General features: G+C 42.4%; 19 protein-coding genes. 10 read left to right on the top strand and 9 right to left on the bottom strand.

Annotated features, from left to right (window positions below; all coding sequences use genetic code 11):
- Window positions 1-336: 336 nt before the first annotated feature.
- The 6 genes from ABIC84_RS13765 to ABIC84_RS13740 all read left to right on the top strand — a co-directional run bounded on the left by ABIC84_RS13765 (window position 337) and on the right by ABIC84_RS13740 (window position 4,133).
- Entirely contained in the window at window positions 337-498 is a 162-nt protein-coding gene (locus tag ABIC84_RS13765; protein ID WP_175489905.1) for a hypothetical protein, read from the top strand.
- A gap of 229 nt (window positions 499-727) precedes the next feature.
- Complete coding sequence (locus ABIC84_RS13760) at window positions 728-880, top strand: hypothetical protein (RefSeq protein WP_426589214.1); 153 nt, start codon at window positions 728-730, stop codon at window positions 878-880.
- A gap of 72 nt (window positions 881-952) precedes the next feature.
- Window positions 953-2,134 carry a hypothetical protein gene (locus tag ABIC84_RS13755; RefSeq protein WP_429263893.1) on the top strand — a complete coding sequence of 394 codons (1,182 nt, stop codon included), beginning with the start codon at window positions 953-955 and terminating at the stop codon, window positions 2,132-2,134.
- Window positions 2,135-2,194: 60 nt separating this feature from the next.
- Window positions 2,195-2,362: a hypothetical protein gene (locus tag ABIC84_RS13750; protein WP_426589218.1), complete on the top strand. Its 168-nt coding sequence runs from the start codon at window positions 2,195-2,197 to the stop codon at window positions 2,360-2,362.
- 159 nt (window positions 2,363-2,521) lie between these two features.
- Window positions 2,522-3,892 carry a dipeptidase gene (locus tag ABIC84_RS13745; RefSeq protein WP_429263892.1) on the top strand — a complete coding sequence of 457 codons (1,371 nt, stop codon included), beginning with the start codon at window positions 2,522-2,524 and terminating at the stop codon, window positions 3,890-3,892.
- A 103-nt stretch (window positions 3,893-3,995) separates the two neighbouring features.
- The gene (locus tag ABIC84_RS13740; RefSeq protein WP_167516179.1) at window positions 3,996-4,133 is read left to right on the top strand and encodes a hypothetical protein; all 138 of its coding nucleotides are present in this window, start codon (window positions 3,996-3,998) and stop codon (window positions 4,131-4,133) included.
- Between the two features lie 62 nt (window positions 4,134-4,195).
- Here the strand turns inward: ABIC84_RS13740 and ABIC84_RS13735 are convergent, their stop codons facing one another.
- Window positions 4,196-4,651: an N-acetyltransferase family protein gene (locus ABIC84_RS13735; protein WP_429263891.1), complete on the bottom strand. Its 456-nt coding sequence runs from the start codon at window positions 4,649-4,651 to the stop codon at window positions 4,196-4,198.
- A 5-nt stretch (window positions 4,652-4,656) separates the two neighbouring features.
- Entirely contained in the window at window positions 4,657-5,754 is a 1,098-nt protein-coding gene (locus tag ABIC84_RS13730) for a mandelate racemase/muconate lactonizing enzyme family protein (RefSeq protein WP_429263898.1), read from the bottom strand.
- A gap of 206 nt (window positions 5,755-5,960) precedes the next feature.
- Between ABIC84_RS13730 and ABIC84_RS13725 the strand changes: the two genes are divergently transcribed.
- The 3 genes from ABIC84_RS13725 (at window position 5,961) to ABIC84_RS13715 (ending at window position 10,009) form a co-directional block, all read left to right on the top strand.
- Complete coding sequence (locus ABIC84_RS13725; protein WP_112652024.1) at window positions 5,961-6,701, top strand: DUF4290 domain-containing protein; 741 nt, start codon at window positions 5,961-5,963, stop codon at window positions 6,699-6,701.
- A 266-nt stretch (window positions 6,702-6,967) separates the two neighbouring features.
- Window positions 6,968-8,275 (top strand): UDP-N-acetylglucosamine 1-carboxyvinyltransferase, encoded by a 1,308-nt coding sequence (gene murA / locus ABIC84_RS13720; RefSeq protein ID WP_176623818.1) that lies wholly within the window; start codon window positions 6,968-6,970, stop codon window positions 8,273-8,275.
- A gap of 171 nt (window positions 8,276-8,446) precedes the next feature.
- Complete coding sequence (locus tag ABIC84_RS13715; RefSeq protein ID WP_429263890.1) at window positions 8,447-10,009, top strand: ArnT family glycosyltransferase; 1,563 nt, start codon at window positions 8,447-8,449, stop codon at window positions 10,007-10,009.
- Window positions 10,010-10,046: 37 nt separating this feature from the next.
- Here ABIC84_RS13715 and ABIC84_RS13710 read toward each other — a convergent pair whose 3' ends face one another.
- Both ABIC84_RS13710 and ABIC84_RS13705 read right to left on the bottom strand, forming a co-directional pair.
- Window positions 10,047-10,418 carry an NTF2 fold immunity protein gene (locus tag ABIC84_RS13710; RefSeq protein WP_090524542.1) on the bottom strand — a complete coding sequence of 124 codons (372 nt, stop codon included), beginning with the start codon at window positions 10,416-10,418 and terminating at the stop codon, window positions 10,047-10,049.
- Between the two features lie 64 nt (window positions 10,419-10,482).
- The gene (locus ABIC84_RS13705) at window positions 10,483-11,844 is read right to left on the bottom strand and encodes a cystathionine beta-synthase (RefSeq protein ID WP_129567496.1); all 1,362 of its coding nucleotides are present in this window, start codon (window positions 11,842-11,844) and stop codon (window positions 10,483-10,485) included.
- Between the two features lie 170 nt (window positions 11,845-12,014).
- On the opposite strand from ABIC84_RS13705, the gene ABIC84_RS13700 reads away from it, so the two are divergent.
- Window positions 12,015-17,903 carry a carboxypeptidase-like regulatory domain-containing protein gene (locus ABIC84_RS13700; RefSeq protein ID WP_429263889.1) on the top strand — a complete coding sequence of 1,963 codons (5,889 nt, stop codon included), beginning with the start codon at window positions 12,015-12,017 and terminating at the stop codon, window positions 17,901-17,903.
- 70 nt (window positions 17,904-17,973) lie between these two features.
- Here the strand turns inward: ABIC84_RS13700 and ABIC84_RS13695 are convergent, their stop codons facing one another.
- The 5 genes from ABIC84_RS13695 to ABIC84_RS13675 all read right to left on the bottom strand — a co-directional run bounded on the left by ABIC84_RS13695 (window position 17,974) and on the right by ABIC84_RS13675 (window position 24,261).
- Window positions 17,974-18,831, bottom strand: coding sequence for an AMP nucleosidase (locus ABIC84_RS13695; protein WP_426589235.1), 858 nt, complete (start codon window positions 18,829-18,831; stop codon window positions 17,974-17,976).
- Between the two features lie 91 nt (window positions 18,832-18,922).
- Window positions 18,923-20,161, bottom strand: coding sequence for an ATP-dependent Clp protease ATP-binding subunit ClpX (clpX, locus tag ABIC84_RS13690; RefSeq protein ID WP_090524534.1), 1,239 nt, complete (start codon window positions 20,159-20,161; stop codon window positions 18,923-18,925).
- Between the two features lie 172 nt (window positions 20,162-20,333).
- Entirely contained in the window at window positions 20,334-21,062 is a 729-nt protein-coding gene (locus ABIC84_RS13685) for an ATP-dependent Clp protease proteolytic subunit (protein ID WP_112574025.1), read from the bottom strand.
- A 403-nt stretch (window positions 21,063-21,465) separates the two neighbouring features.
- Window positions 21,466-22,824, bottom strand: coding sequence for a trigger factor (tig, locus tag ABIC84_RS13680; RefSeq protein WP_429263888.1), 1,359 nt, complete (start codon window positions 22,822-22,824; stop codon window positions 21,466-21,468).
- Window positions 22,825-23,277: 453 nt separating this feature from the next.
- Window positions 23,278-24,261, bottom strand: coding sequence for a c-type cytochrome (locus ABIC84_RS13675; RefSeq protein WP_429263887.1), 984 nt, complete (start codon window positions 24,259-24,261; stop codon window positions 23,278-23,280).
- Between the last annotated feature and the right edge of the window lie 16 nt (window positions 24,262-24,277).

Here is a 24,277-nt window from a genome sequence, read left to right as displayed (position 1 = left end):
TATATATCCTGAGATTTACAATATAATTATAGTTTGTACATCAAATAAATGAAATAATGTAAAAATCGTGCAATAAATTGTATACCATACCGGTAAGTAATCTGGATGATATTACATTTAAAATTAGTAATTTAACGCCATAATTAATAGTGTAAAAATACGAAACAGAGAATCTTTTTTAAAATTTTAGAAAAACAGGGTTTTTAAAAAACAGAGAGTAAAATCAACTTTTTAAAATATTTGTGATAAGCTTTAAATAAGCTTGACGGATTTTATTAAATATCAGATATCGTATTAATTTAAAAAATATAATATTAAATACAATAATTAATCAATATGAAAAAAGCAGTGTTTTTTGTACTCCTTACCATAGGCGCCGGGGTGCTCTCATCGTCATCAGTTTTGTCATCATCGGCAAAAAAAGATGTACAGCCAACAGCTGTCAATTTCAACAAAACGCCGGCAGGTTTTAAACGCGACCTGGGAAGCGCCGATTGAAATCCAATTAAATCATACAGAAAGTTCAACATCGATAATATAACACGGTCATGAAAAAAATAATCACCATCGCTTTAGCAGTTCTGTTCACTGGGGCCATTTCGTCCTGTAAAAAGGAAAGTCCAAAAGTTGAGTTTGCTAACCTTCACTTATTCGCAACCGGTTACAAAAGAGACCTGGGAAGTGCTGACTGATTTAACTATTCAAGATCAATAACACATAAAACAACATGAAAAAATTCATCCTCATAACAACAGTAGTGCTTAGTGCAGGAGCATTATCATCAGCTACAAACAAAAATGAAAACAAAACGAAAATGGTGATTACACCAGTGAACTCGCTGACAACCGGTTTTAAAAGAGACTTAGGCAGCGCCGACTAAAAAACAGACAATAACAAACAAAAGATTTAATAAACAAAAAATATTTACGTACCCCCACATTAAAAAAACATCATGAAAAATTTAACACTGGTAGCAACTTTAGCATTAAGCACTATATTATCGACCGCCACATTAGCAAATGCCGCTAACGGCCCTCAACCAAAACGTGATTTAGGTTCTGCTGATGCTCGTGGCCCTCAACCAAAACGCGACTTAGGTTCTGCTGATTTTGCCCGTGGCCCTCAACCAAAACGTGATCTCGGTTCTGCTGATTTTGCTCTCGGCCCTCAGCCAAAACGTGATCTTGGTTCTGCTGATTTCGCTTTCGGTCCTCAGCCAAAACGCGACTTAGGTTCTGCTGATTTTGCCCGCGGCCCTCAGCCAAAACGCGATTTAGGTTCTGCTGACTTTGCCCGCGGTCCTCAACCAAAACGCGACTTAGGTTCTGCTGATTTTGCCCGTGGCCCTCAACCAAAACGTGATCTCGGTTCTGCTGATTTTGCTTTCGGCCCTCAGCCAAAACGCGACTTAGGTTCTGCTGATTTTGCCCGTGGCCCTCAACCAAAACGCGATCTCGGTTCTGCTGATTTTGCTTTCGGCCCTCAGCCAAAACGTGATCTTGGTTCTGCTGACTTCGCCTTCGGCCCTCAACCAAAACGTGACTTAGGTTCTGCTGATTTCGCTTTCGGCCCTCAACCAAAACGTGACTTAGGTTCTGCTGATTTCGCTTTCGGTCCTCAACCAAAACGTGATCTTGGTTCTGCTGACTTCGCCTTCGGTCCTCAACCAAAACGCGACTTAGGTTCTGCTGATTTCGCTTTCGGTCCTCAGCCAAAACGTGATTTAGGCTCTGCTGATTTCGCTATGTCTGGTCCTGGTCCAAAAAGAGATTTAGGCTCTGCCGATTTCGCAGTATCTGGTCCTGGCCCAAAACGCGATTTAGGTTCTGCTGATTTCGCTATGTCTGGTCCTGGTCCAAAAAGAGATTTAGGCTCTGCCGATTTCGCAGTATCTGGTCCTGGCCCTAAAAGAGATTTAGGCTCTGCTGACTTCGCTATGTCTGGTCCTGGTCCAAAAAGAGATTTAGGTTCTGCTGCCTTTGCTATGTCTGGTCCCGGTCCAAAAAGAGATTTAGGTTCTGCAGACTTCGCTATGTCTGGTCCTGGTCCAAAAAGAGATTTAGGCTCTGCAGACTTCGCTATGTCTGGTCCTGGTCCAAAAAGAGATTTAGGTTCTGCTGATTTTACCGCATAATCAACAACTCTTCCATTATAAAATCATATGTTATAAACTAAAATTTGAATAGTTAACAACATGAAAAAATTCATCATTGCAGCAGCGGTTTTAATAGCTACAGGTCTTACCGCTGTATCATTAACTCATAAAGGAGCAAAAACTGAAGTTAAAGTAAAGGTTGAGAGAGCTGAGTTTTCAAATCAGGTCCCTAATTCGCCAAAACACGACCTCGGGTCTGCAGACTAATTAAAAACTAAAACCGGCATTAATTTCGTTGAATTGCATTAATTATAAATCTGGTTAGCTGAGGAGCCCTTCATGTATTATATTGTACATGCTGAATGACTCAATGACCTAATGACTGCAATGACCTAATTAGCTATATTTGCTGCAAACAATAATATTATGCAGCACATAAAGCAATATGTTGAGCAAAACAAACAGCGTTTACTTGATGAGTTATTTGACCTGTTACGTTTAGCATCGGTTAGTGCCGATCCAAAATACAAACCTGAAGTATTAAAAACTGCCGATTATGTGGCAGCAAAGCTCCGCGATGCCGGAGCCGATAATGTTGAAATATGCCAAACCGCCGGCTACCCTATAGTATACGGCGAAAAGATCATAGATGCTTCCAAACCTACCGTATTGGTTTATGGGCATTACGACGTACAACCCCCAGATCCGTTGGAACTGTGGAAAACACCTCCTTTTGAACCAACTGTTCGGGATGGAAAAATATACGCCCGCGGTGCCTGCGATGATAAAGGACAGTTTTACATGCATGTAAAAGCCTTTGAGCTGATGATGCAAACCGGTACCCTTCCATGCAATATTAAGTTTATGATTGAAGGGGAAGAAGAAGTAGGTTCATCGAACCTGAGCATCTTTGTGAAAGCCAATAAAGAAAAGCTGAAAGCCGATGTTGTGTTGATCTCCGATACCTCGATGATCAGCATGGAGCACCCTTCGCTTGAAACGGGCTTACGTGGCCTCTCTTACCTCGAAGTTGAGGTAACCGGCCCAAACCGCGACCTGCATTCGGGCGTTTACGGCGGTGCGGTGGCTAATCCCATCACCATTTTGGCACAAATGATTGCCACACTTCACGACGAAAACAATCATATTACTATTCCCGGCTTTTATAATAATGTGGTACCGCTTAGCGAAGCAGAACGCAATGCACTGAACAGTGCACCTTATAACGAAGCTGAATATAAAAAGGACCTTGACGTGGCCGAGCTATGGGGCGAAAAGGGTTACAGCACTTTTGAGCGTACAGGCACTCGCCCTACTCTTGAGCTAAACGGCATTTGGGGTGGCTATATCGGCGAAGGCGCAAAAACGGTGTTACCTTCAAAAGCCAATGCCAAAATCTCTATGCGTTTAGTGCCCAACCAAACGTCTGATGCTATAACCAAACTGTTTACCGACCATTTTTTAAGTATTGCACCTCCCTATGTTAAGGTTAAGGTAACTCCACATCACGGCGGCGAACCGGCTGTAACCCCAACTGATAGCGTGGCTTATCGTGCCGCTCAAAAAGCCATTGCCGAATCATTTGGTAAAGAGCCCATCCCTACCCGTGGCGGCGGCAGTATCCCTATTGTTGCTTTGTTTGAAGCTGAGCTTGGTTTAAAAACTGTATTGATGGGTTTCGGGCTTGATAGCGATGCCCTGCACTCGCCTAATGAGAAATATGATATTTACAATTATTATAAAGGCATAGAAACCATTCCGTTGTTTCACAAATACTTTGCGGAGTTATCAAACTAATGTCATGAAGCATTAATTTGCGCGATAAGGGCAGTTATTTTTTGATTTAGGTAAAACAAATAATATATTTATGATATTATCTAACTATACAAAAATCAAAACCATGGCAACTAAAGAATTGGACAAAGAAAAGACCGATGCATCTAAGCAGTTGCGCGATCTAAAATCATCAAAACAGGACAAAACAAAAACAGCTAAGGCTTTAAGCGAAAATAAAATGAAGCGAAAGCCTCTGCTATAAGATATTTATAACACCCCACGAGCCGGCAAGGGAAACTTACCGGCTCTTTTTATATAATTCAATTACAGCCTTATCCGCATTTCGATCATACGTTTTTTAAATCCAGCCTTTTCATAGGCTTTAATGGCTCCAATATTATCGTTATATACTTCAAGCCTGATTTCGGCAAGCCCCTGATCTGCCACCCATTTTTTTAATCCCTCAATAATTGCCTGGTTTACGCCCATTCCCCGATAGGCCGGTAAAACATACATAAAACCCAGATAGGCATATTTTTCAAAGTCATAGTACGCATCCGGGTTCTTTTTAATACGGGCATATCCGCTGCCCGCTATCTCTCCGTCAATTTCGGCTACCAAAACCTGTACATCTGTTGAGGTTATGAACGCCTTCAAATCATAATAACTGATAGGATCGGGTTTAAGCGTGCTATCAAAAGGGCGTTCGGCAGTAATTATACCCTGCTCAAATTGAAGCAATACGGGCAGGTCTTCAATGGTAGCTTTTCTGATCAGCATATTTGTTAAATAGTAAATCGTTCGCAATCGGCCAAAAATACTTCATCGGCATCGGCGCCTATGCCTGGCGCGTCGTCGATGGTTAAATGATATCCATCATATATGGCCCCGCCAACGCAAGGGTCAACCAAATGCCCCAGTTTACAGGTATCCATGTCATAAAACCGGATATTTGGACTGGCATATACAAAGTGTAATTTGGCGCTTAATGCTATCCGGCTTTCCAGCATCCCTCCCATCATACAGGGTATCCCGTATGAAGCAGCAACGTCATGGATCCTTTTAGCCTCATAAATACCGCCCGACTTGGCCATTTTAATATTGATATAATGGCACGCCCCGGCGTTGATTTGTTTGCGGGCATCATGGTGGTTGTATACACTTTCATCGGCCATGATCTTAACCGGCGACAACTGCATCAATTCAGGTAACCGGTCGTCATACCAGGTACGTATAGGCTGTTCGCAAAATTCAATATCATATTGCGCAATTGACTGCAAGGCAAAAACCGCTTCGTTAAAAGTCCAGCCCTGGTTGGCATCAATACGGATCTGCATACCCGGTCCAACAGCTTCGCGAATTTGTTGAATGCGCTCTACATCTTCCACAGCATTTTTGCCTAGCTTCACCTTTAATATATTAGCACCGGAAGCTTTAAAATCAAGCGCTTTTAAAGCCATGGTATGATGCCCGGCTATGCCTATCGTAATATCCGATTCAACAACACGTTTTTCGCCACCCAAAAACTGGTATAATGGCAGGCCTGCATTTTTTGCAGCTATATCAAACAGTGCATTATCAAAGGCGCTTTTTATAGTGGTATTACCGGCAGTAAAACTGTGAAGTTCGCCAAGCCGGGCTTCGATATCAAGCGCATCCTTGCCTTTCCATAAGCGGGCAAACTCACGCGCCATAATCAGGCAGGTATCCTGTGTTTCGCCAACAATCATCGGGAAAGCCGAGCATTCCCCTACACCGTAAAAACCGGCATCGGTATGCATACGGATAAAAACATTTTGGGCGTGAGATAATGTTCCGGTGGCAATGGTAAACGGCTCCATCGGGATGCTGAAGCGGTAGATCTCTGTATGCGTGATGGTAATTTGCTGATTTTCCAAATTGTAGATGTTTAAAAGCTAAAATAAAACAAATATTTGCAACAATTAACCAACGTAATTTGCGTATTATAAGTATTAGTTTATATTTGCACTACTTCAATACAAGTAACAATTCAATTTTAGCCTCTTTTGCCCTTCCAATCAGGGAAATTTGCCTGGCTAACTTTCAACTTTCTTAAAAAATTATTACCATGGCTAAAGAAAACACGCCTGCAAATTTTGATTATAACTCAACCAGGAATAAACTGATCCTGTCTGAATATGGCCGTAACGTACAAAATATGGTTAAATATATTGTAGCGCTGCCAACCAAAGAAGAACGCAACCGCTACGCACAGGTAGTTATTGACCTGATGGGCTTTTTAAACCCCCACCTGCGCGATGTGGCCGATTTTAAACATAAACTGTGGGACCACCTGCACATCATTTCTGATTACCAGATTGATGTGGATTCACCGTACCCCAAGCCATCGCCGGATGCTGTGCATATTAAACCAGCACCGTTAAACTATCCTCATCAGCGTATCAAATACAAGCACTATGGCAAAACCATTGAGCTGATGATTGAAAAAGCTAAAGCCATTGAGGAACCTGAACGTAAGCGCCACATGATCCAGGCTATAGCCAATTTCATGAAAATGGCCTACGTGCAATGGAACAAAGATTCGGTAAGCGACGAAAGCATCCTGTCAGATTTATATGCTTTATCGGGCGGTACATTGAAACTGGAAGAGAACATTAACCTTAACCGTGTTGATTTCCGCCCTAATAACTTTCAGCAAAACAACACCAATAATAACAACCGCGGCCGCAACAATAACCAAAACAATCAAAACCGTGGCGGCGGTAGTGGCGGCAGGCAAAATAATAACCAAAACCGTAACAACAACCAAAACCGCAACCGTAACAACGGCGGCGCAAAAAAATATTAACCCCGGGTACTTCCGAAGGGCAAAAAGAGCGTCATTGCGAGGTACGAAGCAATCCCCGATTAGCAGGTCCGTCCTGTATAGTTTGAGATTGCTTCGTACCTCGCAATGACGTTTTTGTATTAATATCATTAATGATAAATCCCTCCTGGCTTTTATTTTATCTGCATTAATTTTCTAATCTTTGCCCCATATAAATTATTTGGCAAAACCGATCATAGCTTTTACAGTTTATCATTGGTGATTATATCAATTATCCGAAACTCCGCATGACTAACGCATTTGTAATAAACGGCGGCAAACCGCTAAAAGGTGAAATAACCCCGCAGGGTGCAAAAAACGAAGCTCTACAGGTTATATCTGCCGTATTGCTTACTGAAGAAAAAGTAACCATCAGCAACATCCCCGATATTAAGGATGTAAACAAACTGATAGAACTGCTTGGCGATATGGGCGTTATTGTTGAACGTATCAACGAGCATACTTACACATTCGAAGCCAAAGACATCAACCAGGATTTTTTCCTGTCTGAAGCTTTTAAATCAAAGGGCGGCGGCTTACGTGGTTCCATCATGATAGTTGGCCCCTTGCTGGCCCGTTTTGGTAAAGCATCTATCCCTAAACCAGGTGGCGATAAAATCGGTCGCCGCAGGTTGGATACCCACTTTTTGGGTTTTGAAAAACTGGGTGCACAATTCAATTACAATCCCCAAAACGGTTTCTTTAATGTAGATGCCTCTAACCTGCAGGGTACTTATATCCTGCTGGACGAAGCTTCTGTAACAGGAACGGCCAACGTGGTAATGGCCGCGGTATTAGCCAAAGGCACTACTACTATTTACAACGCAGCCTGCGAGCCTTACCTGCAACAGCTTTGTAAAATGCTGAGCCGTATGGGTGCTAAGATCAGCGGTATTGGCTCAAACCTGTTAACCATTGAAGGTGTTGAAAAACTGGGCGGCACAGAGCACCGCTTATTGCCCGATATGATTGAGATTGGTTCATTTATTGGTCTTGCAGCTATGACAGGATCCGAGATCACCATTAAAGATGTTCAATACAAAGAACTGGGTATGATCCCCGACGTGTTCCGCCGTTTAGGTATTAAACTGGAGCTTAGAGGTGATGATATTTTTATCCCGGCCCAGGAACATTACGAAATAGAGACTTTCATTGACGGCAGTATCATGACCATTGCCGATGCACCATGGCCTGGCTTTACCCCCGATTTATTAAGTATCGTGCTGGTTGTTGCTATCCAGGCCAAAGGTTCGGTACTGATCCATCAAAAAATGTTTGAGAGCCGCTTATTCTTCGTGGATAAGCTGCTGGATATGGGCGCGCAAATCATTCTTTGCGATCCGCACCGCGCAACCGTTATCGGCCTGGATAACCAGGTTAAACTGCGCGGTATCTCCATGACCTCGCCAGATATCCGCGCCGGGGTTTCTTTATTGATCGCCGCACTTTCGGCACAAGGCCAGTCAACCATTTACAATATTGAACAAATTGAACGCGGCTATCAGCATATCGATACCAGGCTTAAAGCTTTGGGCGCTGATATAACGAGAATATAAGCAGAAAGCTTAAGGCCGAAGGCTTAAAGCTCAAAACATAAGGACAAGCAAAAGCTTTAAGCCTTATGCTTTGAGCTTTTTGCTTTATGAGGCTTTCTGCTTTATAAATATATTTTTATAGCTTTATGCTTTCAGCCTTCGGCCTTTAGCTCAAAACCCATTATATAAACAATGCCTTACAAAAACCGGAAATCTACCTACGTTTATTTTGTACTGATATTTGTATTTATTAAAGTTGTTCTTAATCTTTTCGCCATATCGCATTTTGGTTTCCACAGGGATGAGTTTTTGCACCTTGTACTGGCCGATCATCTGGATTGGGGATACAAGGAAGTACCGCCATTTATAGCCATCCTGGCAAAAATTTCTATAACTTGTTTTGGCAACTCGGTTTTTGCTGCGCGATTGTTCCCTACCCTGTTTGGAGGGCTTATTGTGCTGCTCACCGGACTTATAGTAATAGAATTTGGCGGAAAGAAGTTTGCCATAACCCTTGCGTGTTTATCGCTCATTTTTGCGCCTGCCTTCGCAGCAAGTGACTATCTTTTTCAGCCTGTAGTATTCGATCAGTTTTGGTGGGTATTAACCGTTTGGCTGCTCGTAAAATACCTCAACACTACCGATGTAAGGTACCTGTACTGGCTGGGGGCAGCCGTTGGCTTTGGCGTACTTACCAAGTACACCATGCTATTTTTCGCGGCTTCGCTGGTTATTGGTATCCTTATTAGTAAGCAGCGTAAATTACTGTTCAATAAGCATATCCTTGGTGCTGCCTTGCTAACAATAGTTATCGTACTGCCTAACCTGATATGGCAGCTAACACATCACATGCCGGTATTTACGCACATGAAGGCACTGCGTGAACAACAGCTTGACTACATAACCCCGACTGACTTTATTAAACAGCAATTACTGGTTAACGGTGTAGCGTTATTTGTATGGCTTAACGGACTGGCGTTCCTGATATTTTCGTTCAGGCTGCGTAACTTCCAGTTTTTGGCATTGGCTTATGCGCTCATCTTCTTTTTTTTACTGATGATGGATGGCAAAAGCTATTACATTTTTGGTGCTTACCCTATGCTGTTTGCTGCAGGGGCCTTTGGTTTTGAGCGTTTATTAAAAACCACCGGCTATGTTTTGCGTACTGCCCTGGTAATATTGTTTACGTTGCCCAATGCTTTGTTACTGCCCATTTTATTGCCCATTTTACCAATGGACCAAACCCTGGCATTTTTTCGATTTGCCGATAAACATCTCCCACCTGCTCGTTTTTCGATGACCTGGGAGGATGGGAAAAAGCACGCTACCACCCAGGATTATGCCGACATGCTGGGCTGGGATGATATGGCCGCACTGGTTGATAAAGCCTACAAAAGCCTTAACCCTGATGATCAGAAACAAACTATGGTCTATGCCGATAACTACGGTGAAGCCGGTGCAATCCACCATTATCGTAAGCAATACGGTTATCCCGATGTAATATCACTGAACAGCAGCTTTACCCTTTGGGCTCCCGATAGCCTCAAATGCAAATACCTGATTTATGTAGATGAAAACGGCGGAAAAAATATTAAAGAATTTGTGGCCGGAAATATGATAGGCAGTTTTACGAAAGTAGGCGAAGTAACCAATCCGCTTGCGCGCGAAAAAGGTACGGCTGTGTTTATCATTACACCAAATTACCGGTTAAATCAAAGGTATAGCCCCGAATTGGCTAAGAAGCGATTGGAGTAGTTTTTGAGGTAAAAGGTTAAAGGCGAAAGTTTTTTGATCATTTATAATGCGTTAGTCGAACAACTCGACCGTCTTTAGCATTGAGCACAATTAAAAATCCGCCCCCCAACATTTTTTCGGGCAACGTACCATTTAATACCCAATAGCCATTTATAAAATAAGTCTCATAAGGTCTTTCATTAACTATTTGCGCTCTTCCATATATTTTAAATAGAATCGCTTCGGCAACAGCTATAGCAGTTTGTTTATCTGTAATAACCTTATCAACAATTACCTGTCGTTCCCTTTTCTCCGTCAATGCTTTTTTTAGTTCTTCCTTTGCCACCTCGGCACCGAGTATAGTGTGTTTTTGAGAATGACTAATAAACGGCAACAGAAATATGGATGTAAAAACGAAAAAATGTTTCATGCTCTAAATATAAAAAAAGGCGCTATGCTTATCACATAACACCTTTAACCTTTTACCTCAAAAACTAAGCTGATATCGCGTTTATAATATCATACTGGGTAATGATCTCAATTTTACCCTGCCCGTCTTCAACCAACACAGCAATGTTGTCTTTATTGATCATCGCCGAGATCCTGTCTATCGAAGTATTCAGATCAACAAAGGGGAACGGAGCTGTGGTAATGTTTTTGATCGGCTGCGATTTGATCGAAGGGTTCTCGATCAGCGAATCAAGGATATCACTCTCGGTGATCTTCCCAATTACCATACCTTTTTGCGTAACCGGGATCTGAGAGATATTGAGCGATTTGATGGTATTGATAGCCTCCAGCACGCTCTTTTCACAATCAATGGTAATAATTTCCTGCACATCTTTTTTGCTGATGATATCGCGGGCGGTCAATTTTTCGTCTTTCAGGAAACCGCGGTCGCGCAGCCAGTCGTCGTTGTACATTTTACCAAGGTAGCGGGTGCCATGGTCTGGGAAGATGATCACCACCACATCGCCCTCTTTAAACTTATCCTTCATCTGCAGCAAACCAGCCACGGCTGAGCCTGTTGAGTTACCGGAGAAGATCCCTTCCTTACGGGCAATTTCGCGGGTCATGAGGGCGGCATCCTTATCGGTTACCTTTTCAAAATGATCTATCAGGCTAAAATCAACGTTTTGCGGTAAGAAATCTTCGCCAATACCTTCAGTGATGTATGGATAGATCTCGTTTTTATCAAAAACACCTGTTTCCTTGTATTTTTTAAATACCGAACCGTAAGTATCAATACCTAAAATCTGTATGGCAGGGTTCTTCTCTTTCAGATAACGGGCAATACCTGATATAGTACCACCGGTACCTACACCTGCAATAAGGTGGGTGATCTTGCCTTCGGTCTGCTCCCAAATTTCGGGACCGGTGCTTTCATAATGCGCCTGCGAGTTGCTTAAGTTATCATACTGGTTTGGCTTCCACGAGTTAGGAACTTCCCGCTCCAGGCGTGACGATACTGAATAATATGATCGTGGGTCTTCAGGTTCCACGTTAGTAGGGCAAACAATTACTTCGGCCCCAAAGGCACGCAAAGCATCAAACTTTTCTTTTGATTGCTTATCGGTACTGGTAAAAATACACTTATATCCTTTTATAACAGCCGCAATGGCCAAACCCATGCCGGTATTGCCCGATGTGCCTTCAATAATGGTTCCGCCGGGTTTTAGTTTACCGCTTTTTTCGGCATCCTCAATCATTTTAAGGGCCATGCGGTCTTTAATGGAGTTGCCGGGATTGGTTGTCTCTATCTTGGCTAAAACGGTAGCAGGGATGTCTTTTGCTACTTTATTCAGTTTTACCAGCGGCGTATTGCCAATGGTATCGAGTATGTTGTTGTACCACATAATTTAAATCTCTACTAACCCGGTATATAAAGCAGGGTTACGCCTCAAAAATAAGTTTCTTAAATGATATTTCTTTTATGGAAAAGTAAATAGATCTGCATCCTATAAACAGACAAGCATAAATGTAATAAATTTAAACCGGTGACAATTACCACAAAATATACCTAAACATGCAAGCACCAATAAAAAATTCGTTATTGTTTTTCAGTTTCTTAAGTTTTTGTATAACTGCTGCATTTGGGCAAAAGCCGCTTACCCCAAGCCGGCAAAGCAGCTATTATACTTATATATATAAAATAACGGCCGGTGATGTGCTTAAATTTTACCGCTACCCACGTAAAAAACCTGACGAGCAAATATTACACAACCCAATTGACTCGTTTAAAACAAACGATAAATGGAACAATACCCTCCCTCCCGGCAACTATTTGAAAGTAGTTGCCAAAAAGAATTTGCTAAGCTATTCGCTTATCGAAAACCGCTCGGCCAATTTAAAACTGCTGGCTAATAACTATGACCTCCGCTTTATTTTGGTTGACCAGGCAGGCAAAGCTATTAACAACGCTTTAGTGCAGTTTAACAATCATACCGTTACTTATGATTCAAAAGCCGGCTTGTATATGGCCAATCCTTCAAAAAGGGATACCATACTAAAAGTTGATTACGCGGGCGTAACCAATTACTACGCTATAAAAAAACAGCAGCGCTCATCTTATTATCATTATAATCCGTATCGCCATATGAGCTTTTTTAAAGCTACCTGGAAACGATTTAAAAGCCTGTTTAAGGGGCACGATAAATATTACAGCCGCCAGCCCACAGATAATTACGAAGGCTTCATGGTATTTAACAAGGCCATTTATAAACCACATGATACGGTAAAATTCAAGGCGATCATCTTAAATAAAAAATCAAAACAACCTGTAACCGCAGCTCAGCTTTTGGTACGGCTCAAAGAGCGGTATGAGGATGACGGTAAGATCATCGGCAAAGTAAACAGTTACCGCGATGGGGCTTATGAATATAGTTTCGCCCTCACAGATAGTCTTGACCTTTCACTTGACGAAGATTATACCATCTCGCTCGAAGATCCATCAAGCGAAAAATACAAACTTGATGATTATGATGGCGATGACGACCAGGGCTTTTTAGCCAAACGCAAGGTTTTTCTGACGGGCCAGTTTAAATACGAAGAATACGAGCTTAAATCAATAACCTTCAGCACCAGGGTTGATAAAGAAGAACACGGGCCCGGAAATCCGGCTACATTATATTTAAAAGCAGTTGACGAAAATAACCTGCCGGTTACGGATGGCCGGGTTATTGTTACATTCAATACCCGTGGCACCGGTACGCGCAGGCAAAACTATACTTTTGTGCCAGATCAGCTTTGGACACACCAGCTACAGCTTGACCCGGTTGGTGAAACCAGGCTAATTATCCCCGATTCCATCTTTCCTAAGGCAGATGTCACTTACACCATTAATTCAGAATTTCTGAACAGCAATAACGAACAGCAATCAGCTAATAACGATATGAGTTATCGGTACAGCCTGTTTAGTATTACCGCCAAATTAAACGGTGATACACTAATCAGTAACGCCTTTGACAATGGCAAGGCCATACAAACTATGGCTACCATCAGCGCCCTTAACGCAAAGTATGATACCATAACCAGGGTCAGGGTAATGCTCCCGGCAAAAATCATAATCAATCCTTATGCCGATAGTTACAATATTGAAACAGACAGCGCCTATGCCGATCTTGCCCTGAAAGATAATAGCGCAGACATCTCGCTATCAGGCTACCGCACCGCCGATTCTGTATTTGTAAAGGTTGAAAACCCGCGGCACCTCCATTTTTGGTATTCGGTATTTGGCGGCAACAAATTAATTGATGCGGGGCAGGCCAATAACCTGTTTTATGTACGTGCTTACAATGATCAAAACCTTGTAAACTTTCAGGTGCACTATATCTGGGCTGGTGAAAGCAAAACCGAAGCCACCGATATCATGTACCGCGATAAGCTGCTGACCATCAACGTTCGTCAGCCGATATCCGTTTATCCCAGGCAGCAAGCTAAAACCGACATCGTGGTTACCGATGCCAAAGGTCAGCCTGTAGCCAACGCTGATTTAACGGCCTGGTCCATGACGAGCAAGTTTGCCGACTACAAGGCACCGTATGTACCATACCTTGGCAAAGGTTTTACTTATCGCAAGCAAAAAATGGGTTTTAATACCGGCAATATAAATGGTGATGGTTCATTACAGCTCAACTGGAAGCGCTGGAGTAAGGAGATGGGGCTTGACAGTATTGCCTACTACCAGTTTACTCACCCCGAAAAAATTTACAGGGTTGAAGAAGATGCTAAAGACTCGCTAACCCAGGTAGCGCCTTTTGTGATTAAAAACGGCGATGTACTGCCCGTACATATCCTCTATATTGACGACCGGCCGGTGTACTTCGACCAAACACAGCAGCTTAAACGCTACAGTTTCGCGGTATCGCCGGGCAGGCACATGTTCCGGTTCAGGACCAGCCATCAAAACATTTGGGTAGATAGTGTGGATGTACAAAAATCGAAAAAACTGATCATCAGCATTAATGCCGATAATGCACACTCAACAAAGGTTTTGGATACTTTGAGTACCTATGAATGCGATCTCATCAACCGTTACCTGATTACCGTTATCAATAATTTTGGCTGGAAGATGGCCGTCCTTACCCAAAACGAAAAGGTATTCATGATCAATCCCGACCCGAACTATGGTTACCGGAACAACAGCGTACTCATAGGTCCTTCGGCCGAAAACTTTGCCAAGTTAGATGTACAAGGCAGCGGATCACGACGTTTTGTTGCCGAACCAGGTTATTCATTTCAATTTGAGCCCGGCCTTATCAAACAAAAAAGCATCCCTGCCGCTTATCCCTTCAACCCCATTCTGTCGTCATATCACGGCCCTGCCGATGATTATACCCAACAAGTACTCACAAAGCCCGAGGCCGAAAGTATCTGGCAGCAATATCTTGACCTGCGCAGCAACACCCAGCAGCTGTTTGTAAACCCCATTATCACGGGTGAAACAGGTAAACTGAGCATGAACATCGATCAGCCAAAAGACAATAAACTGCTGATCAAAGACGTGATCGTTTATAAATATGATGATCCTGACTTCTTAATGATCTATCCCGGTAATACTACTTACATTAACAACCTGAACGCCGGCAAGTACAGGGTTTTATTTTTGCTTAAGGGCGATAGTTATGATATTAAAGAAAATGTAACCATAAAAACAGGCGGCACTAATTTTTACAACTTTACGGTATCGCCCACACATAGTAAAGATTCGGTAGGTATCCGGATCAGCAACATTATCAATAACAGGACGGGCAGCTATAATCACGGTGACCGGGAAATAGAAAACGACGCTCTGAAAATAAAAGAGGCCTTTAATGAAAAATACTTTAATACAGATAATTTCATTGATGGTATGAGCGGCATCGTGATCGCCAATAGTGATAAACAACCACTACCAGGGGTAACTGTAAAGGTAAAAGGGTCAGCAATTGGCACTACAACCGATATGCACGGTCATTTCAATATTAAGGTACCTAAACGCGGCAAGCTTTTCATTGGCTTCATTGGTTTTGAAACTCAGGAAGTAAATATCAATCCGGGCACAAGTGTAAAAATAGCCTTAAAAGAGAGCTTTAAATCCTTGCAGGAGGTTGTGGTAGTAGGATATGGAGTGCAACGAAAAGCAGACATGACGGGATCGATCAGTACCGTATCTTCCTTAGAGGGCAAGGTTTTCGGTTTGAGCATAGGCGATGGTAGTCCCGGGGCCAATATCATGATCAGGGGCGTTGGTTCATCACCCTCGGCCCAGCCCCTTGTTGTGGTAGACGGAGAAATCGTTGATAAGCTATCTGACGTAAATAAAGATGACATTGCAGAAATGAGTGTATTGAAAGACGCCGCCGCCACCGCTATATATGGTGCGCGTGGTGCAAATGGCGTCATTGTGATCCGGACCAAAGCTAAGCCTGGCCTAGCCGGAAGCCAAAGGGCCGACAGCACACAAACCGGCAGTGCTCAAACCATGCGTAAAAACTTTTCTGATTATGCCTACTGGCAACCTAAACTGACTACTGACGAACATGGCAAAGCAAGTTTCATGGTTACTTACCCCGATGATATCACCAACTGGCGAACATTTATCATCGGCATAACAGGCAACAGGCAAACCGGCTTTACCGAAAGCAGTATCAAATCATATAAACCATTAAGCGCAAATTTTATCGCACCGCAATTTGCCATAGCCGGTGATGAAATGAACCTGATAGGTAAAGTGATGAACTACAACAATACTACCGCGAAGCTTACCCGCATTTTTAAATACAATGGACAAACACTCAAGCAGGATGAGCTGGAAGTTAAAAACTCTAAAATTGACACTCTTACTATTACTACTACTGCCGCTGCTACTGCTTCTACCAATTCTGCCGACAGCCTCACTTTTGAATATACCATTAAACGGGATAACGGCTATTTTGACGGCGAGCAGCGCAGGATCCCGGTAATGCCGCAGGGTGTTAAAGAAACCAAAGGTTTTTTTGAGGCACTTGACCGCGACACCACAGTGAACATAAAATTTGATCCGGCTTTGGGCCCTGTTACTTTCCGGGCAGAGGCTTCTGTATTGCCCGCGTTGACTGAAGAAACCCGCAAGCTGAGAGAATATAAATACTTATGCAATGAGCAGCTGGCTTCAAAATTGAAAGGCCTGCTCATGGAACGACACATTAAAAAGTTTTTGGGCGAAGAGTTTAAGTACGAAAGAAATATAAAAGAGGTGATTAAAAAACTACAGGAAAACCGCAAAAGTAACGGTACCTGGGGCTGGTGGAAGGATAGTAACGAAGAACTCTGGATTAGCCTGCATGTGGTAGAAGCATTGATAGATGCACAAAAAGAGGGTTATGCTGTTGAACTGGATAAACAAAAATTAACCGACTATCTCGTCTTTCAGCTTGAAAGTTACAAAGGCAGGGACAAAATACTTTGCCTTGAGTTACTTCATAAACTGGGAGCGAAAGTTGATTACCAGAAGTATGTAACAGGCATTGAAAAAGAGCAGGCTAAGGATCAAAAAACCTTCGACTATAAGGTATCAGGCTATGATAAATTAAGAATGATGTTATTACGGCAGGAATCTGCCCTACCCATAAAAATGGACAGTTTAATTAACACAAGCAAACATACTATGTTTGGTAACCTATATTGGGGCGAAGACGGTTATCGCTTTTTTGACAATTCGGTACAGTTGAGTGTATTAGCCTACCGCATTATCAAAAACGAAGGCAGGCACGCCGAGCTACTAACCAAGATCCGCGGCTACTTCCTTGAACAACGCCGGCTTGGTGACTGGCGCAACACCTATGAGTCGGCGCTGATCCTGGAAACTATCCTTCCCGATCTGCTGATAGAAAACAAGCAGGTTCAACCATCGCAGATCACGCTTACAGGCACAGATACAAAAACGATCGACAAATTCCCCTATTCTGCAACACTAACTGATAAAACGATCAGTATCAGCAAACAAGGCAACCTGCCTGTGTACATCACCGGCTACCAACAGTTTTGGAACAGTAAACCCGAAAAAGTAAGTAAAGATTTTACAGTAAATACCTGGTTTGAGCGTAAGGAAAAAACAATAACCACCCTGAAAGGCGGTGAACCTGTATTATTAAAAGCAGAAGTAACAGCCCGTGGCGATGCTGATTTTGTAATGCTAGAGATCCCGATACCTGCCGGATGCTCGTACGAGAGTAAGGAGCAGCAATGGGACAACAATGAAGTACACCGCGAATATTTTAAGGAGAAAGTAAGCATATTTTGCCGCAGTCTTAAACAGGGCAAATATACATTCACGGTAAACCTCATCCCCCGTTACAACGGCAAATACACCCTAAATCCGGCCAAAGCCGAAATGATGTATTTTCCGGTATTTTACGGCAGAGAGGGGATGAAAAAAGTAGTGATTGGAGAGTAGTTGATTAGGTGAGTGGTTGTTAAGTTAGCATTGAGTAACCGTTCACTTAATCAACCCAATCAACCACCCACTAAAACTTAAGATGCTTAACCGTTAACCCGTTATTGATCAACTGCTTTAACGATTCGATGCCGATATGCAGGTGTGTTTCAACAAATTGCTCGGTTACTGACGAATCACTTTCGGCGGTTTTAACGCCTTCGGGGATCATCGGCTGATCTGATACTAACAGCAGCGCGCCCGTGGGGATCTTGTTGGCAAAGCCGGTTGTAAAAATGGTTGCAGTTTCCATATCAACGGCCATGGCACGCAGATCTTTAAGGTATTTTTTAAATACTTTATCATGTTCCCAAACGCGTCGGTTAGTGGTGTAACAGGTACCGGTCCAGTAATCGCGTGAATAATCACGGATGGTAGTTGAGATGGCTTTCTGCAGCGCGAATGATGGCAATGCAGGTACTTCGGGCGGCAAATAATCGTTTGATGTACCTTCACCACGGATGGCGGCTATGGGCAGGATCAGGTCGCCTACGTTGTTTTTCTTCTTAAGGCCGCCGCATTTACCTAAAAATATTACCGCTTTGGGGTGAATGGCTGTGAGCAGGTCCATAACAGTAGCCGCAACCGAACTTCCCATACCAAAGTTAATAATGGTAATACCGTTTGCCGTAACGCTTTGCATTGGTTTTTCAAGCCCCATAATAGGCGCGTTATCATTCCATTGCGAAAACAGCTGGATATACTTTGAAAAATTGGTAAGGATAATATACTCACCAAATGCTTCAAGAGGTCTGCCGGTATAACGCGGTAACCAGTTAGCAACAATTGCTTCTTTTGTTTTTAATCCTGATTTTACGGGCGATTGCACTTCTTTCACCGGCGGTGGTAAGGCATCTCCGTCCTTTTTAATGTTTAATTCTTCGTTCATATGATTTCTTTTTATACAGCAAACCCCGGTATGATAACCAGGGCGCGCTTTATTTTTTAATAAATATAAGTGTTTGCTTATATACTGTGCGTTAAGCTACTTTTAACTTTTTCAGATCAGATTTTTCAAACTTCTCGCGTGCGTAATCCAATGTTACGTTCAACCGTTTCACATCCTTTTTAGACGGAAACTCGAACATAGCATCAATCATGATAGCTTCGCATATTGAGCGTAAGCCCCTCGCGCCAAGTTTAAATTCCATTGCTTTATCAACAATAAACTCCAGTACTTCGTCTTCAAAATCAAGCTTTACACCTTCATATTCAAACAGTTTTTTGTACTGTTTCAATAACGAGTTTTTAGGCTCGGTAAGGATATTGTGCAATGCTTCCCTATCAAGCGGGTTGAGGTAGGTAAGCACCGGCAAACGGCCTATCAGCTCTGGGATTAAACCAAATGATTTCAAATCCTGCGGTGTAATATACTTATAGAAGTTTTTAGTATCGATATCGCCCTCATCGTGCTTAAACTTGTAACCAACAGTTTGGGTACGCAGTCGATTGGCGATCTTCCTTTCAATACCATCAAAGGCCCCTCCGCAAATGAAAAGGATGTTACTGGTATTTACCGTGATCATTTTCTGATCCGGGTGTTTACGGCCACCTTGTGGTGGTACGTTAACCATGGTACCTTCTAATATCTTCAATAACGCTTGTTGTACACCTTCTCCGGATACGTCGCGGGTGATAGAAGCATTATCGCTTTTACGGGCTATTTTATCAACCTCATCAATGTAAACAATACCTTTTTCGGCAAGGGTTACATCATAATCGGCCGATTGCAGTAAGCGGGTCAGGATGCTTTCAACGTCCTCCCCTACATAGCCTGCCTCGGTTAGCACAGTAGCGTCGCAAATGCAAAACGGAACGTTAAGTACTTTGGCGAGTGTTTTAGCAAGCAGGGTTTTGCCCGTACCTGTTTCACCTACCATGATGATGTTTGATTTTTCAATCTCAACCTCATCTTTATCAATACGCTGATTTAAGCGTTTATAATGATTATATACAGCTACCGAAAGTATCTTTTTGGCATCATCCTGTCCAATAACATACTGATCAAGATGTGCCTTCATTTCTGATGGCTTAAGCAGGGCCGGCGCCAGAGGCGATGACTTCACTTTACGTACCTTCAACTCCTCAGCCAATATTTCATTGGCCTGGTTCACACATTTGTCACAAATGTGTGCATCAAGTCCTGCTATTAACATCAGGGAATCCTGTTTACCGGCACCGCAAAATGAACACCTGATCTCTTTGCTGTTTTTATTCATCTGATTTGTCTTCTTACTCAAAGTTAAAAAATTAGTGGCAAAAAAAAAAATCCTGCCCGTAAGTCGGGAAAGTGAGCAGGTCCGGAAGCTGAGCTGCTTCCGGACTTTAATAACTTTTTAACATTCCAAACATCCGGACTTTCCGACTTATCGGAATCCGGACTTTCGAGAATTATTTTCCTTTGTTACCTTTTAAAATCTCGTCAACCATACCAAATTCTTTGGCTTCTTCTGCAATCATCCAGTAGTCACGGTCAGATGCATCCCAAACTTTTTGGTAAGGTGCACCGCTGTGATCGGCAATGATCTGGTACAGTTCTTTTTTCAATTTAGTGATCTCCTGATAAGTGATCTCTATATCCGACTGCTGGCCCTGAGCACCGCCTGATGGCTGGTGGATCATCACCCTTGCATGCGGAAGTGCTGCCCTTTTACCTTCAGTACCGGCTACTAACAATACGGCAGCCATTGACGCCGCCATACCTGTACAGATGGTAGCCACATCATTTGATATAAACTGCATAGTATCATAGATACCTAAACCTGCATAAACCGAACCACCTGGTGAGTTAATGTAGATCTGGATATCGCGTTTAGCATCAGCCGACTGTAAGAAAAGCAACTGAGCCTGGATAATGTTTGCAATATTATCATAAATAGCATCGCCAAGGAAAATGATACGGTCCATCATTAAACGTGAAAACACGTCCATGGCCTGTACATTCAGCTGGCGCTCTTCAAGAATGTATGGTGTCATGCCGGTTGGTACGGTTGTGATACCGCCTGTTGGCATATTGCCTCTTTCAACACCTGCAATATATTTGTCTACATAAAGGCTGTTAATACGGTGATGCTTAACAGCATATTTTCTGAATTCGTTTTTATCGATATTACTGCTCATGGTTTTTGTTTGTTGTTCGTTAGGAAATGCGGGCGTCTTACCCGCGATAAATATAGTTTTTAGTTCAATAGATTTTTTGCAAGATAGTTTTTATTACGTAATTTTTTGATGAGGGCGCAGTGACGAAACTTGATTTTTTTAGTCAAAACTAACAGTAGAGTGGGCAGGAAGATGTTGGTGACAACACCAACATCAGGCAGATACTCTCTTATATCATTGCGAGCGTAGCGTGGCAATCTCGTAGCCAATGCATGTCCGGTCTGTATAGCTACGAGATTGCTTCGTCGTTCCTCCTCGCAATGACATATCGTACTATAGGTTATAAAACACCAAAAGCAACCTTGTGAGTTGCTTTTGGTGAATATATTATAAATCAGCCCCGGTAAGGGCGATTAAAAACTGCTTACTGTGCGGCGGTAACCAATGCACTGAAATCAGTGTAAAGGATATCCTGCTTATCTAAAGTGATCACATTTTTGATATAATCAAATACCTTTAATGCTTTTACCTCTTCAAATATTTTGTTAGCGTTGTCTTTGTTTTGCAGGTACTGAACAGTGTACTGGCCTAACTGATCCTCAGGGATAGCAGTCGGGCTGTACATCCTAAACTGCTGATCTAAACGGATCTTAGCTAATTCAAACACATCTTCATATTTAATTTCGATTGTGTTATCAGTAATGATCTTGTTTTCGATCAAAGTCCATTTCAGGTTTTGAGCAAAATCGTTGTAACCGCCTTCTAATTCCTCATCGCTTAATTTCTCGTTGGTTGCTTTTAACCAACGTTTCAGGAACTCATCAGGAAGGGCGAAATCAACTTTAGCGATAGCCAGTTTGTACATGTCGTCCTGCAATTTGCGGTCCGCATCCTGAACCATCATGCTTTCAAGTTCTTCAATAATTTTAGCTGTGAACTCCTCTTCGGTAGTTACAGTACCTTCACCAAATAATTTGTCAAAGAACTCCTGGTTAAGATCACTTTCTTCTAAACGGTTAACGTTTTTAACAGTTAATTGGAAATCACCTCTTAAATCAGCTGCATCGTCTTCTTCAATTTTCAATAAACCGGCAATTTTAGCTGCGTCGTTATCAAAAGCTTTACGAATATCGAATGTTAACACATCGCCTTTTTTCAAACCGATCAGTGAAGCTTTGATTGCTTCATCCTTGATCTGATCTAAACGTACAGACGCTGTATTGGTTATTCCACCCTCAAAAACACTACCATCAGCCGAAAGTTGAACCAATTCGCTGTAAAGAACGTCCTCATCTGCCGATACGTCAGGATTTGTCATTTTGCCATAGCTGCGGCGGATGTTTTTGATCCTTGAAGCCAGCGTTTCGTCATCAACTTTGATTACGTATTGGGTTAATTTATCTTTTGATGAAAAGTCGATGCTGAATTCAGGAGCCAGGCCTAATTCATATTTGAACTCAAAGTTATCGGCAAAATCCCAGTTGTATTCTTTGTTATCATCTGCAGCAGGCAATGGCTGACCCAATACCGCCAGTTTTTGCTCATCGATATAGTTATTTAAAGTATCTTGTAACAGGTTGTTGATCTCATCAACAAGGATGCTTTTACCGTACATTTTTTTGATGTGCGATGCAGGCACCATGCCCGGGCGAAAACCAGGAATTTTTGCTTTTTTAGCGTTTTCCTTTATAGCTTTTTCAACACGTGGCTGGTAATCTTCAGGGTTGATGTTAATTTTAACAACTGCGTTCAGGTCATTAATTTTTTCCTGTGTAATATTCATCTTTTTACCGGGTATTTAATTTAATCCTTTGAAATATAGCCTAAAACCTAATCCGTGCTATACAAAATTCGAGGCGCAAAAGTATGAATTTATTTTTAATTAGCGCTTGATTTTATATTGTTTTCGAGGAAAATGAAACTGCTTTTAAATGAATTGACCGGTAGGGCCCGCACAACAACAGCGTATAAATTTGCCTGAACCCGAATTAAACGAATTTTTAAAATTGATTGAAAACAAGTGGACTTGCATATCATTTCTGGTACATTCTTTAATTCAATAAATTCGGGTTCAGACAATAATATGGGCGTTGCCTGCGGCCCAGGCTTTACGCTGCAAGTCCTCGCCTTTCTTGCCCGCAATCCAACACTCGCTGCGGGCTTTACGCTTCAATCCCTAACGCGGCTAACGCACTACCCATAAAACCGGGCGTTAAACCCAACTAACCTCTAATCTCTATTTCCCATTCCTTTCAAATTTTACAACATGGTTACTGATGGGCTTTATTGTTTTCAAATAAGCGTAAATTGCTTCCAGATCGGACACTTTCATGCTGCCATATCTCCACCACGGCATAATGGTTTGAAATTCGCCCGGTTTTACCGGTGTCGGCTGCATTTTACCGTTGGCAAATTGAGTAAAGCGACTTACAAATTGCTCTTTTGTCCAGCTACCAATGCCTGTTTCCTTATCGGGCGTAATATTGGCCGAAAACACTTTGCTTCCACCGGGTATTATATAACCTTGTCCGCCGGCAAAAGCCATAGCCTCATTTAATTTACCTTTATCCGATTGCGTGTGACATTCTTTACAGGCCGCTGCATTTAATAAATAAGCTCCATATTTAACAGTATCTGCCGGATTTGGGATATTACCCAACGCAGCTTTTTGCGGCATAGTATGCACAATAACATTCAGCGGAAAATCGAGCTGATGGCCAGGGTAGTTTTTGCCGCTGGGTTTTAAGGTGCGTATATAGGCTATAATGGAATAAAGGTCTTCCCTATCCATTTTTGCATAATAAGGCCATGGCATTATCGGAAATATAGCCGAACCATCTTTTTTAACACCAGTGGTCATTGCCCTGAAGATTTCGCCATCTGTCCAGTTACTTAGGTTTAAAGGAGTAATATTAGGCGAATAAACCGTGCCGGGGAAACCTGCTGAAGCATCAAATTTTTCACCGCCGGCACCGGAAACTGCGGAATCTGAAGGGCCTGCAAATTTATCCCAGCTACGGGTAGAATGACAATCCAGACAAACCGTTACATTATTGGCCAGATACTTGCCGCGGGCAATACGTTGCGACGTGGCATCAACTTTAATGGCTTCGGGTTGGCCCACATTGGGCAATGCCAGGGTTATGTAGGAGATGCCGGCAACAGCGACAAGAACAAGCGCTATAATTGCATAGGCTGTCCATTTTAAAAACTTTTTCATTCAATTTTTAATAGTG

Origin of the sequence: Mucilaginibacter sp. 3215, from assembly GCF_050433785.1 — a bacterium.
Classification (GTDB): domain Bacteria; phylum Bacteroidota; class Bacteroidia; order Sphingobacteriales; family Sphingobacteriaceae; genus Mucilaginibacter.
Note: the sequence above shows the minus strand (reverse complement) of the source record. Positions and strands in the feature narration are given on the sequence as shown.

What these genes read in the sequence shown, in the direction of transcription:
- ABIC84_RS13765 (WP_175489905.1), top strand. Translation starts at nt 337, where the DNA reads ATGAAAAAAGCAGTGTTTTTTGTACTCCTTACCATAGGCGCCGGGGTG.
- ABIC84_RS13760 (WP_426589214.1), top strand. Translation starts at nt 728, where the DNA reads ATGAAAAAATTCATCCTCATAACAACAGTAGTGCTTAGTGCAGGAGCA.
- ABIC84_RS13755 (WP_429263893.1), top strand. Translation starts at nt 953, where the DNA reads ATGAAAAATTTAACACTGGTAGCAACTTTAGCATTAAGCACTATATTA.
- ABIC84_RS13750 (WP_426589218.1), top strand. Translation starts at nt 2,195, where the DNA reads ATGAAAAAATTCATCATTGCAGCAGCGGTTTTAATAGCTACAGGTCTT.
- ABIC84_RS13745 (WP_429263892.1), top strand. Translation starts at nt 2,522, where the DNA reads ATGCAGCACATAAAGCAATATGTTGAGCAAAACAAACAGCGTTTACTT.
- ABIC84_RS13740 (WP_167516179.1), top strand. Translation starts at nt 3,996, where the DNA reads ATGGCAACTAAAGAATTGGACAAAGAAAAGACCGATGCATCTAAGCAG.
- ABIC84_RS13735 (WP_429263891.1), bottom strand. Translation starts at nt 4,651, where the DNA reads ATGCTGATCAGAAAAGCTACCATTGAAGACCTGCCCGTATTGCTTCAA.
- ABIC84_RS13725 (WP_112652024.1), top strand. Translation starts at nt 5,961, where the DNA reads ATGGCTAAAGAAAACACGCCTGCAAATTTTGATTATAACTCAACCAGG.
- murA (WP_176623818.1), top strand. Translation starts at nt 6,968, where the DNA reads ATGACTAACGCATTTGTAATAAACGGCGGCAAACCGCTAAAAGGTGAA.
- ABIC84_RS13715 (WP_429263890.1), top strand. Translation starts at nt 8,447, where the DNA reads ATGCCTTACAAAAACCGGAAATCTACCTACGTTTATTTTGTACTGATA.
- ABIC84_RS13710 (WP_090524542.1), bottom strand. Translation starts at nt 10,418, where the DNA reads ATGAAACATTTTTTCGTTTTTACATCCATATTTCTGTTGCCGTTTATT.
- ABIC84_RS13705 (WP_129567496.1), bottom strand. Translation starts at nt 11,844, where the DNA reads ATGTGGTACAACAACATACTCGATACCATTGGCAATACGCCGCTGGTA.
- ABIC84_RS13700 (WP_429263889.1), top strand. Translation starts at nt 12,015, where the DNA reads ATGCAAGCACCAATAAAAAATTCGTTATTGTTTTTCAGTTTCTTAAGT.
- ABIC84_RS13695 (WP_426589235.1), bottom strand. Translation starts at nt 18,831, where the DNA reads ATGAACGAAGAATTAAACATTAAAAAGGACGGAGATGCCTTACCACCG.
- clpX (WP_090524534.1), bottom strand. Translation starts at nt 20,161, where the DNA reads ATGAATAAAAACAGCAAAGAGATCAGGTGTTCATTTTGCGGTGCCGGT.
- ABIC84_RS13685 (WP_112574025.1), bottom strand. Translation starts at nt 21,062, where the DNA reads ATGAGCAGTAATATCGATAAAAACGAATTCAGAAAATATGCTGTTAAG.
- tig (WP_429263888.1), bottom strand. Translation starts at nt 22,824, where the DNA reads ATGAATATTACACAGGAAAAAATTAATGACCTGAACGCAGTTGTTAAA.
- ABIC84_RS13675 (WP_429263887.1), bottom strand. Translation starts at nt 24,261, where the DNA reads ATGAAAAAGTTTTTAAAATGGACAGCCTATGCAATTATAGCGCTTGTT.